Source organism: Roseomonas rosulenta, assembly GCF_016106005.1.
Classification (GTDB): domain Bacteria; phylum Pseudomonadota; class Alphaproteobacteria; order Acetobacterales; family Acetobacteraceae; genus Neoroseomonas; species Neoroseomonas rosulenta.
This window is the reverse complement of sequence record NZ_JACADR010000141.1, coordinates 1-11256: the sequence shown is the minus strand read 5'-3', so window position 1 is coordinate 11256 and position 11256 is coordinate 1. Positions and strand designations below refer to the sequence as shown.

The 11256-nt window shown below is 72.2% G+C and carries 13 protein-coding genes; 9 read left to right on the top strand and 4 right to left on the bottom strand.

Annotation, left to right across the window (positions count from 1 at the left end):
* Both HW578_RS16265 and gltS read right to left on the bottom strand, forming a co-directional pair.
* The coding region (locus HW578_RS16265) for a hypothetical protein (RefSeq protein ID WP_198371640.1) at positions 1 to 378 on the bottom strand (378 nt) is incomplete at its 3' end.
* 5 nt (positions 379 to 383) lie between these two features.
* Positions 384 to 1565 carry a sodium/glutamate symporter gene (gene gltS / locus HW578_RS16260; RefSeq protein ID WP_198371638.1) on the bottom strand — a complete coding sequence of 394 codons (1182 nt, stop codon included), beginning with the start codon at positions 1563 to 1565 and terminating at the stop codon, positions 384 to 386.
* An 88-nt stretch (positions 1566 to 1653) separates the two neighbouring features.
* Between gltS and HW578_RS16255 the strand changes: the two genes are divergently transcribed.
* The 9 genes from HW578_RS16255 (at position 1654) to HW578_RS16215 (ending at position 10385) form a co-directional block, all read left to right on the top strand.
* Positions 1654 to 1893 (top strand): sulfurtransferase TusA family protein, encoded by a 240-nt coding sequence (locus HW578_RS16255; protein WP_198371637.1) that lies wholly within the window; start codon positions 1654 to 1656, stop codon positions 1891 to 1893.
* Entirely contained in the window at positions 1890 to 2819 is a 930-nt protein-coding gene (locus tag HW578_RS16250) for a histone deacetylase family protein (protein ID WP_198371635.1), read from the top strand. Before HW578_RS16255 ends, HW578_RS16250 begins: the two co-directional genes overlap by 4 nt.
* A 2-nt stretch (positions 2820 to 2821) precedes the next feature.
* Positions 2822 to 4387, top strand: a complete 1566-nt coding sequence (locus HW578_RS16245; protein ID WP_198371643.1) for a GMC family oxidoreductase — start codon at positions 2822 to 2824, stop codon at positions 4385 to 4387.
* Between the two features lie 60 nt (positions 4388 to 4447).
* A complete protein-coding gene (locus HW578_RS16240) occupies positions 4448 to 5416 on the top strand; it encodes a Bug family tripartite tricarboxylate transporter substrate binding protein (protein ID WP_198371634.1) in 969 nt (322 codons plus the stop codon).
* Positions 5417 to 5450: 34 nt separating this feature from the next.
* Complete coding sequence (locus HW578_RS16235) at positions 5451 to 5708, top strand: exodeoxyribonuclease VII small subunit (RefSeq protein WP_198371633.1); 258 nt, start codon at positions 5451 to 5453, stop codon at positions 5706 to 5708.
* A 2-nt stretch (positions 5709 to 5710) separates the two neighbouring features.
* Positions 5711 to 6625: a polyprenyl synthetase family protein gene (locus HW578_RS16230; RefSeq protein WP_232479024.1), complete on the top strand. Its 915-nt coding sequence runs from the start codon at positions 5711 to 5713 to the stop codon at positions 6623 to 6625.
* Positions 6625 to 8544: a 1-deoxy-D-xylulose-5-phosphate synthase gene (dxs, locus tag HW578_RS16225; RefSeq protein ID WP_198371631.1), complete on the top strand. Its 1920-nt coding sequence runs from the start codon at positions 6625 to 6627 to the stop codon at positions 8542 to 8544. The genes HW578_RS16230 and dxs overlap by 1 nt, the downstream gene beginning before the upstream one ends.
* A gap of 304 nt (positions 8545 to 8848) precedes the next feature.
* Entirely contained in the window at positions 8849 to 9619 is a 771-nt protein-coding gene (locus tag HW578_RS16220; RefSeq protein WP_198371630.1) for a cobalamin-dependent protein, read from the top strand.
* A gap of 13 nt (positions 9620 to 9632) precedes the next feature.
* Positions 9633 to 10385 carry a TlyA family RNA methyltransferase gene (locus HW578_RS16215; RefSeq protein WP_198371628.1) on the top strand — a complete coding sequence of 251 codons (753 nt, stop codon included), beginning with the start codon at positions 9633 to 9635 and terminating at the stop codon, positions 10383 to 10385.
* Here the strand turns inward: HW578_RS16215 and HW578_RS16210 are convergent, their stop codons facing one another.
* Positions 10386 to 10523: a peptide chain release factor 1 gene (locus HW578_RS16210; protein WP_198371627.1), complete on the bottom strand. Its 138-nt coding sequence runs from the start codon at positions 10521 to 10523 to the stop codon at positions 10386 to 10388.
* Positions 10524 to 10633: 110 nt separating this feature from the next.
* Positions 10634 to 11256, bottom strand: a 623-nt coding sequence (locus HW578_RS16205) for a S1C family serine protease (RefSeq protein WP_198371625.1), incomplete at its 5' end; no start/stop codon positions are given.

Genomic DNA, 11256 nt, shown 5'->3' with positions numbered 1-11256 from the left:
GGCCTCCTGCCGCAGGCGCAGCGCGCCGTTCACGCGCAGGATGTCGCCGGCGCGGTTGCCCTCGCGCCGCGCCCCGGTGATGGCGCGCGGCGCGGCGCCCAGCGCGGCGGCCAGCGCCTGCAGGTTGCGCCCGTCCCAGTCGCCGAAGGCGTGGTCCCGCGCGAGACGCAGCCGCGCCGCGAAATACGCGATGCGCGCCCCGCCCGCCGGATCGGGCGCCTGGCCCATGCGCCGGAAGGCGGCGACCCCGAGCAGGCCGGGCCCGGCCGCGTCCGCGATGCGCGCTTCCACCAGCGCGCGCAGCGCATCGGCGTCGGGCACTGCATGGGCGGGCGGCGCGGCGATCAGCGCGACCAGCAGCAGCAGGCAGCGGAGCATCGCGGTCACTCCCCGAAGACCGGCAGGGTCAGCGCGCCGGTGAGCACCAGCGCATTCGCCAGGTCGATGAAGAAGGCGCCGGTCAGCGGCACCACCAGGAAGGCGACCGGCGCCGGGCCGTAGCGGTTCGCCACCGCCTGCATGTTGGCGATGGCCGTCGCGGTCGCGCCCATCGAGAAGCCGAGGAAGCCCGCGGTCGCCACCGCCGCCTCGTAGTCGCGGCCCATGGCGCGGTAGACCACCACCACGCCATACAGCACCGCGAAGGCGGCCTGCGCGGCCACGATCGCCATCAGCGGCCCGGCCAGCGCCGCCAGCTCCCACAGCCGGATCGTCGCCATGGTCATGGCCAGGAAAAGCGCCAGCGCGGTGCTCCCCACCAGGTCCACAGAGGCATCCGAGACCGGCAGGCGGATCAGCGGCGCGGCCAGGTTGCGCACCAGCACGCCGGCGAACAGGCACCACAGGAAATCCGGCAGCGCCACCGGCAGCGACGCGGTGAACGCGGCGAGCACGCCGCCGAGCAGCAGGCAGAACATCACGAGGCAGGTGGTGACGATGGCGCCCTCGGTGGTCGCGGGTTCCGGCGCATTGGCCGCCGCCGCGGCAGGTCCGGCGGCGACCGGCGCGCGGCCGCGCAGCAGGTATTGCGCGACCGGCCCGCCGACCACGCCGCCCAGCACCAGGCCGATGGTGGCCGAGGCCATCGCCAGCCCCATCACGCCGGCCAGGCTATGCGTCTCCTCGAAGATGCGCGCATAGGCCGCGCCGGTGCCGTGCCCGCCGACCAGCGTGACCGACCCGCCCACCAGCCCGATCAGCGGATGCTGGTCGAGCAGGATGGCCATGCCGGTGCCGAGCGCATTCTGCGCCATCAGGAAGGGCACGACACATATCAGGAACAGCACCAGCTTCGGCCCGCCCTTGCGCAGGCGCCCGAGATCCGCCGACAACCCGACGCTCGCGAAGAAGGCCAGCAGCAGCGGGGCACGCAGCGTGCCCGATGTCTCGATCACCAGCCCGCCCCAGGCGTACAGCACTGCCGCCAGCAGCGCGAAGGCGAGGCCACCCGAGATGGGCTGCGGGATGTTGTAGCGCGCGAGCGGCCCGATGCCGGCATTGAGGAAACGCCCCGCGAGCAGGATCGCCGCCGCGAGCGCCAGCGTCCCCGTCGAATCGAGCGTCATGCAGGCACCTCCTGCGCGCAGTGTGCACCGGCGGGACGGCGTCGCGGAACCCTGGACGCGCCGCGCGCGCGGTGGTGCAATCGCCCGCATGAGCGAGACGCTGCTCGACGTGAAGGGCCTCACCTGCCCGCTGCCGGTGCTCAAGGCCAACAAGGCGCTGCGCGGGCTGCCCGCCGGCGCGCGGCTGACGGTGCTCGCGACCGACCCGGCCTCGGTCGCGGATTTCCGCGCCTTCTGCAAGGAGACCGGCCATGCGCTGGTCGCCTTCGGGGAGGAGGCCGGCGCCTATCGCTTCGTCATCCGCAAGCGCGAGGACCCGCCGGCGTGAGCGTCCTGCTGCTGACCCATCGTGCCTGCCTGCACCACGACCCGGGACCGCACCACCCGGAATGCCCGGACCGCCTGCGATCGGTGCTGAAGGCGCTGGAGGCCGGCGAATTCGCGGACCTGATCCGCGACCAGGCGCCGCTCGCGACGGTGGAGCAGCTCACGCGCGTGCACCCGGAGAACTACGTCGCGGCAATCCTCGGCATCCGCCCGGAACCGGATGAGCGGGTCGCGCTGGATGGCGACACCATCATGTCCTGGGGCAGTGCGGAGGCCGCGCTGCGCGCCGCGGGCGCGGCAGTGGCTGCGGTGGATGCGGTGATGAAGGGCGAAGTCCGGCGCGCCTTCTGCGCCACGCGCCCGCCCGGGCACCATTGCGAGCCGGGGCGGCCGATGGGGTTCTGCCTTTTCGCGAATGCCGCGATTGCCGCGCGCCACGCGCAGGCCGAACACGGCGCGGCGCGCGTCGCGGTGGTGGATTTCGACGTGCACCACGGCAACGGCACGCAGGCCTGCTTCGAGGCGGATGCCTCGCTGTTCTACGCGAGCAGCCACCAATGGCCGCTCTATCCCGGCACCGGCGACGTGACCGAGCGCGGCGTGGGCAACATCCTGAATGTCACGCTGTCGCCCGGCGCCGATGGCACGGCCTTCCGCGCCGTCTGGGCGGAGCAGATCATTCCCGCGCTGGAGGCCTTCGCGCCCGACCTGCTGGTGATCTCGGCCGGCTTCGACGCGCATGCGGCCGACCCGCTGGCGCAGCTGCGCGTGCGCGAGGCGGATTTCGCGTGGGTCACCGAGGCGCTGTGCGGCGTGGCGGAACGCTGCTGCGGCGGGCGCGTGGTGTCGCTGCTGGAAGGCGGCTACGACCTCGAGGCGCTGGGGCGTTCGACGGCGGCGCATGTGCGGGCGCTGATGCGGGCGTGAGCATGTACGACGTGATCGTGGTCGGCGCCGGGTCCGCGGGCGCGCCGCTCGCCGCGCGGCTGTCGGAGGACCCCGGCCGCCGCGTTCTCCTGCTGGAAGCCGGGCGTGACTGGCGTTCGGCGGACGCACCGGCCGCGCTGCGCAGCGCCAACATCATCCCCTTCATGCACGACCCGCGGCACCAGGCGGGATGGCAATGGCCGGGGCTGATGACGCGGCGGACGTCGGCGCAGGAGCCGCGCTTCTACTGGCGCGGCAAGGCGTTGGGCGGGTCGTCGGCGGTGAATGCGCAGATCGCCATCCGCGGCGTGCCCGCGGCCTTCGACGCCTGGGCCGAGGCCGGCTGCGAGGGCTGGTCGGCGGCGGACGTGCTGCCGATCTACGATGCCATCGAGGATGATGCGGATACGGGTGTGGCGCCGGGCATCCGCCGTGGCGGCCCGCTGCCCGTCTTCCGCATGCCGGTGGACCGATGGGGCGCGGTTGATCTCGCGCTGCGCGACGCGGCGCTGGCCGCCGGGTACCGCTGGAAGGGCGACCTCAACGCCTCCGAGGGCGAGGGGATTTCCTGCAATCCGATCAACCTGCGCGAGGGCCAGCGCGTCACCACCAATGACGGCTACCTGGAACCGGCGCGGGGCCGCGCAAACCTGACCATCCGCGGCGGCGCGCTGGTCGATCGCGTGCTGTTCGATGGCACCCGCGCGCGCGGCGTGCTCGTACGCTTCGGCGAGGCGTGGGAGGAGATCGCGGCGCGCGAGGTGGTGCTGTGCGCCGGCGCGATCCATTCGCCCTGCATCCTGATGCGCTCCGGCATCGGGCCGGCGACCGCGCTGCGCGCGTTGGGCATCGCGGTGCACCACGACCTGCCGGCGGTCGGGCGGCACCTGATGGACCACCCAATCCTGCGCGGGTCGATCGCGCTGAAGCCCGGGCACCGCGCGCAGGGTGCCGATGCGCGCCACACGAATTGCTGCCTGACCTACAGCAGCAACCTGGCGGGCGGGGGCGAGCGCGACATGATCATGATCGCCTACAACCACCGGGGCCTGTCCGCCGATGGCGCGCCGGCGCCGGGCGGGGCGGTCGGCATCGCGCTCTATGATGCCTTCTCACGCGGGGAATTGCGGCTGACCTCCGCCGACCCCGAGGCGCAGCCGGAAGTCGACGAGAACATGCTGGACGACCCGCGCGACCGCGAACGGATGCGCGACGGCGTGCGGCGCCTCGCGCGACTGGCGGCGCTCGACCCGCTCGCACGCCTGGGCGCCATCACCTTCGGCGAGACGGGGATGTCCATGGCCGAGGCCGCTGCGCTGCCCGACGATGCGCTCGATACCATCATGCTGCGCGAGGCCGCCGACATCCAGCACGCCGCCGGCACCTGCCGAATGACCGCGCATGAGGACCCGCGGGGCGTGGTGGACCCCGACCTGCGTGTGCGGGGCGTGAGCGGGCTGCGCGTGGCGGATGCGTCCATCATGCCGACGGATTGCCGCGCCAACCTGCACTTCACCTGCGTGATGGTCGGGGAGATGGCGGCGCGGCGGATGCGGGCGGGGCGGTAGCCCTTGCCCATTCCGGCCGGGCCGCCCTATCTGCGGTCCGATCTCCGGGAAGGATCCGCCATGAACCGCCGCACCCTGCTGGCCCTGCCGGCCGCCGCCCTGCTGCCCGCCGCCGTCCATGCCCAGGCCGCCTGGCCCAGCGCGCCCATCCGCGCCATCGTGCCCTTCGCCCCCGGTTCCGCCACCGACACGGTCGGCCGGCTGCTCGCCGAGGGCATGCGCGCCGCTCTCGGCCAGCCCGTGGTGGTGGAAAACCGCGCGGGCGCCAACGGCCTGATCGGCGCCGAGGCCGTCTCCCGCGCCACCGCCGACGGCAACACGCTTCTGGTCGGCACCAATTCCACCAACGCCGCGGCCCGCGCCCTGTTCCGCAACGTACCCTTCGACATGGAGGCCGGCTTCGCGCCGATTTCGACCATCGCCACCGTGCCGCTGCTGGTCGCGGTGAAGGCGGACAGCCCCTACCGGACCCTGGCCGACCTGATCACGGCAGCGCGGGCGCGGCCCGAGGCGATCACCTACGCCTCCGCCTCCTCCTCGCAGGAAGTGGCCTCGGCCTCGCTTGCGGCCATGGCGAATGTGCGCATGCTGGCGGTGCCCTACCGCTCCTCGCCGCTGGCGGTGCAGGACATGCTGGCCGGGCGCGTCGACATGTTCATCGCCGACCAGGCGGTGATCCTGCCGCAGGCCCAGGCCGGCGCGCTGCGCATCCTGGCCGTGACCTCGGCCGAACGCTCCGCCGCCGTGCCCGACGTCCCGACGGTGCGCGAGGCCGCGAACCTGCCCGACTACGAGGTCATCGCCTGGTTCACTCTCTTCGCCCCCGCCGGCACGGCCCCGGACCGCATCGCGCTGCTCAACCGCGCCGTGCAGGCCGCGCTCGGCACCGAGGAGATGCGCACCCGCCTGGCCGGCGCGCTCGGCATGACCATCCGCGGGTCGACCCCCGAGCAGGCCGCCGCCTTCGTGCGGGCCGAAACCACCAAATGGACCAATGCCATCCGTCAGGCCGGGATCGAGCCGCAATAGCCTTCCCCACGACGGACTGTTAACCTTGCCTGACATGGCCAGGACACGCACCGAGGCGGACGAGCCGCCCGCCGACATCGCAACCCTGTCCTTCGAGCAGGCGCTCGCCGAGCTCGAAGGCATCGTGAAGGCGCTGGAAAGCGGGCAGGGGGCGCTCGAGGCATCGGTCGCGGCCTACCAGCGCGGCGCCGCGCTGCGCGCGCATTGCGAGCGCAAGCTGGCGGAGGCCGAGCAGAAGGTGCAGGCCATCGTGGAAGGCCCCGCGGGGCTGTCGCTGCGGGACGTGGAATAAGCATGGAAACCCTGACGGCCTCCTCCGAAGGCCTGCGCGCCGCCATGACCCAGTCGGCTGCCGATATCGACGAGGCGCTCGCTATCCTGATCCCGCGCCCCGAAGGCCCCGAGGCTCGGCTTTTCGAGGCCATGCGCTACGCCGCGATCGGCGGCGGCAAACGGCTGCGCGGCTTCCTGGTCCTGGAAGGCGCCAGGCAGTTCGGCGTGGCGCGCGACCCGGCGCTGCGCACCGCCGCCGCGATCGAGATGCTGCACGCCTATTCGCTGGTGCATGACGACCTGCCCTGCATGGACGATGACGACCTGCGCCGCGGCAAGCCCACGCTGCACAAGGCCTTCGACGAAGCCACCGCCGTGCTGGCCGGCGATGCGCTGCAGGCCAATGCCTTCTACGTCCTGGCCGAGCCGGACACGCATTCCGACCCCTATGTCCGGGCCGAGCTCTGCCGCTGCCTGGCGCGCGCGGCCGGCCCGCGGGGCATGTGCGGCGGGCAGATGCTCGACATGCTGGCCGAGGAAGCGGGCGAACCGCTCGAGGAAGCCGAGATCGGCCGCCTGCAGCTGCTCAAGACCGGCAAGCTGATCGAATTCGCCGCCGAGGCCGGGGCCATCCTGGGCAAGGCGCCGCTGCAGCTGCGCCATGCCTTGTCCGCCTATGGCCGCGACCTCGGCGCCGCCTTCCAGATCGCCGACGACCTGCTGGATGCGACCGTCTCCGCCGAGGAGGCGGGCAAGCGCACCGGCAAGGATGCCGAGGCCGGCAAGGCGACGCTGGTCGGCCTTCTCGGCATCCCGCGTGCGCGTGCGCATGCGGAACGTCTGGCCGCGCAGGCGGCCGCCCATCTGGACGCTTTGGGTGAACGTGCCGATCTGTTGCGCGCGCTCGCCGACTACGCGATCGCGCGGAGGACCTGATGAACCGCCCGGCCACCCCCCTGCTGGATCGCGTGAGCGTCCCGGCCGACCTGAAGAACCTCTCCGGCGACCAGCTGAAGCGGCTGGCGGAGGAGCTGCGCGCGGAGACGATCGACGCCGTCTCCGTCACCGGCGGGCACCTCGGCGCCTCGCTCGGTGTCGTGGAACTGACCGTCGCGGTACATGCGGTGTTCGACACGCCGAGAGACCGGCTGATCTGGGATGTCGGCCACCAGGCCTATCCGCACAAGATCCTGACCGGGCGGCGCGACCGCATCCGCACGCTGCGCCAGGGCGGCGGGCTGTCGGGCTTCACCCGGCGCTCGGAATCCGAATACGACCCCTTCGGCGCGGCGCATTCCTCGACGTCGATCTCGGCCGGGCTCGGCATGGCGATCGCGCGCGACCTCAAGGGCGACGATCGGCACGTCATCGCCATCATCGGCGATGGGGCGATGAGCGCGGGCATGGCCTACGAAGCCATGAACAACGCAGGCGCGTCGAAGGCGAACCTGATCGTCATCCTGAACGACAACGACATGTCGATCGCCCCGCCGGTGGGGGCGATGTCGGCCTACCTGTCGCGCGTGGTGTCCTCCCGTCCCTTCCTGAGTTTGCGCGACCTGATGGCGCGGGTGGCGAAGCGCTTCCCCGGGCCGCTCGAACGCGCCGCACGTCGCGCCGATGAATACGCGCGCGGCCTGCTGACCGGCGGGACATTGTTCGAGGAGTTGGGCTTCTATTACGTGGGCCCGGTGGACGGGCACGACCTCGACCACTTGCTGCCGGTGCTGCGCAACCTGCGCGACACCGACCACGAGGGGCCGATCTTGCTGCATGTGGTCACGCAGAAGGGCAAGGGCTACGCGCCGGCGGAGGCGAGTGCCGACAAGTATCACGGCGTGCAGAAGTTCAACGTGGTCACCGGCGAGCAGGCCAAGGCCCCGCCCGGCCCGCCCACCTACCAGAAGGTCTTCGCGACCGCGCTGATCGCCGAGGCGGAGCTGGACGATCGCATCGTCGCGATCAACGCGGCGATGCCTTCGGGCACCAGCCTCGACATGTTCGGCAAGAAATTCCCCAAGCGCTGCTTCGATGTCGGCATCGCGGAACAGCACGCCGTCACGTTCGCCGCCGGCATGGCGACCGAGGGCATGAAGCCCTTCTGCGCGATCTATTCCACCTTCCTGCAGCGCGCCTACGACCAGATCATGCACGATGTCGCGCTGCAGTCGCTGCCGGTGCGCTTCGCCATGGACCGCGCCGGGCTGGTCGGCGCGGACGGCGCGACGCATGCGGGCATCTTCGACATCGCCTATCTCGGCTGCCTGCCCGGCATGGTGCTGATGGCCGCGGCGGACGAGGTGGAGCTGATGCACATGGTCGCGACCGCGACCGCGATCGACAACGCGCCCTCGGCCTTCCGCTATCCGCGCGGCGAGGGCCTCGGGCTCGAATTGCCGGCGCGCGGATCGGTGCTGGAGATCGGGCGCGGGCGCGTGCTGCGCGAGGGCAGTTCCATCGCCATCCTGTCCTATGGCGCGCGGTTGCAGGAATGCCTGAAGGCCGCGGACGAGCTGCTCACCCACGGCCTGTCCTGCACGGTCGCCGATGCGCGCTTCGCCAAGCCGCTCGATGCCGCGCTGGTCGAGCGCCTGGCGCGCGAGCACGAGGTGCTGATCACCATCGAGGAAGGTTCGATCCTCGGCTTCGGCGGCCTGGTGATGCAGCACCTGGCGGTGCGCGGGCTGCTCGATGGCGGGCTGAAGATTCGCCCCATGTGCCTGCCCGACCGCTTCATCGACCACGATGCGCCGAGGAAGCAATACGACGAGGCGGGGCTGAACGCGCCGCAGATCGTCGCCACCGCGCTCGCCGCGCTGGGGCAATCCGCCAAGGTGCAGCCGGCGCGCGCCTGACGCGGCGCGGCGCCGGCCGCGCAGCCGTCGAGCATGGCGGCGCGGTGCGTTGCGATACATCGAACCGCTGTCGTTCGGAATTTACAAACCCATTGTCACGTCCGGCAAGGCGTGGTTACGCTGGCGGTGACGATGGATCCACACATGCTGGTGGATCGAGGCCCGGCTCCGGGTTCATGCGGCCCGCTCGCCGCCTTCGCCGGGAAGAAGAAGGCACCGTACCGGCGACGTCCTGCCGGCGGAGGGGGAGGGTTAAGACGTGGCACCGCTGGATGGAAACACCCGACAAGCCACGTCACGCCAAGTGCCCCTTGCCTCCGGACGTCGCAGCGCGCTGATCCAGGACATCGCCGGCGGCTTGCTGGTGCCGGCATTGCTCGCGCGCTTCGGCGCGCCGCGCGTGGGCAGCTGGCAGCGCGACGCCGCGGCGCTGGCCGGCACACTCGCCGATGGCACGCTGGACGAGGGCATCGCCGCCCTCGCCGCGCTGAACCCCGACGGGAAGATGTTCCGCCCGATCTGCCGCGACATCATCCTGCCGGCAGCCGATGCCTTGCGACGGCGCTTCGATCCGGACAGCTTCGACCAGTCCGACCGGCTCGCGAAGGTCTGGCAGCTGCGCATGTGCCTGCTCTCGCTCGACGATGCCGAAACGGCAGGGGATGGCGCGCCGGCGCCGATCAACACCGCGCTTACGCTCGCCGGCACGCACGACATGCCGAGCGTCGAGCACGGCGTGGCGCTGCGCTTCTTCGATCGCGCCGGCTGGGATGTCTGTGACTGCGTCAGCCATGAGAACGAACAGGCCTTCGATTCGGCCCATGACCGGCGCTTCGACGTGGTCTGGATCAGCATCGAGCCGGGCCTGCATGCGGACGATATCCGCGCAACGGTCCGGGAATTGCGCCGCGCCTCGCGCAATGCCGCAATCCTGGTGCTGGGCGGTGGCCTGCCCGGGCTGCTGCCGGAGCATCCCGGGACGCTCGAACTCGATGGCTATACCGGCAGCGCGATCGACGCTGCGGTGATCGCGGAATCGGCGCTGCGGCTGCGACGGTCCCGCCTCAGGGCCTGACGCCGGCCAGCGCATGACGAGCGGCCCTGCGCGCCAGCGCGCCGACGTGCTGCTGGTCGAACGCGGCCTGGCCGCCTCGCGGGAGCGCGCGCAGGCGCTGATCCTCGCGGGCCGGGTCTTCTCGGGCGAACGGCGCATCGCCAAGGCCGGCGACCTGCTGGCCCGGGACCTGCCGGTCGAGGTGCGCGGGCAGGACCATCCCTGGGTCAGCCGCGGCGGGATCAAGCTGGCCCATGCGCTGGCGCATTTCGGGCTCGACCCGGCCGGGCGCGTGGCGCTCGACATCGGCGCCTCGACGGGCGGCTTCACCGACGTGCTGCTCACCCATGGCGCGGTACGCGTGCATGCGGTCGATGTCGGCCATGGGCAGCTCGACTGGAAGCTGCGGCGCGACCCGCGTGTGGTGGTGCTGGAACGCACCAATGCCCGGCATCTCACGTCCGAACAGGTGACCGAGGCACCGGGCGTGGTGGTCTGCGACGCCTCCTTCATCGGGTTGCGCACGGTGCTGCCCGCGGCGCTCGCGCTCGCCGCGCCGGGGGCCTGGGCGGTGGCGCTGATCAAGCCGCAATTCGAAGCCGGGGCAGCGCGCGTGGGCAAGGGCGGCGTGGTGCGCGACCCCGCGGTGCACGAGGAGGTCTGCGCGACCATCCGCGACTGGTGGGCGGCACTGCCGGGCTGGCGCGTGCTGGGCATCGAGCCGAGCCCGATCACCGGGCCGGAAGGCAACCGCGAATTCCTGATCGCGGCGGTCAAGGACGCCTGACTACCGGCGCGCGGGCTGCGGCTGACGCGCCAGCTCGGCCAGCAGCGCCCAGACCCGGTGCGCGTCCATGCGCGTCTCGGGGTCGTTCAGCAGGCGGTCCAGCTCGGCCATGCGGCGTTCGATCTCGGCCTCGGACATGCAGCCCTCCTGTCGCCATGCGGGGCGATCACGCGAACACCCTCCCGCAGCAAAGCGCCCGAATGGCGGAAAGGTTGCGGCGGTCGCGTGGCAACGCACCGCGGCGCGGCTCAGCCGCGGCAGAGCACCTGGAAGACCGCCGGCGCCACATTGGCCGAGACCGCCCGCGCCCCGGTGCCGCCCTGCGCCCCGCGCGCCGGGCGCACGTTCTGCTCGGCCAGGAAGCGCTCGACCTCGGCAGCGCGGATGGCAAAGTTCACGCCCTGCGGCAGCGATCCGGTCGCGCGCAGCACCGCGAGGTCGTTCAGCCGCCCGACCGCGACCCCCAGCAGCAGCCCGGCATCGTCCACCGCCGGCCCGCCGGAATTCCCCGGCTGCACCGCGGCATTCATCTGGAAGCGCGAATTGTCGCCCCCGGGCCCCGCCAGGCCGGTGACGATGCCGTTGGTCACGTTGATGCCGGTGCCCAGCGCCTGGCCATAGGGGAAGCCGAAGACCAGCACGGTCTCGCCGAGATCCACCGCCGCCTGCGGGCGGAAGCGCACCACCGTGCCGAAGCCGCGCCCGGCATCGATCAGCGCCAGGTCGCGCTGGCGGTCCGCCGCGACCACGCGCACCGGGCGGCCCTGTTCGTCCACCACCTGGGCGCAGCCCTGGACCACATGCGCATTGGTCACCGCCAGGCCATTGGCGGTGACGGCGAAGGCCGACCCGGTGCCGATGGCGCGGCCGG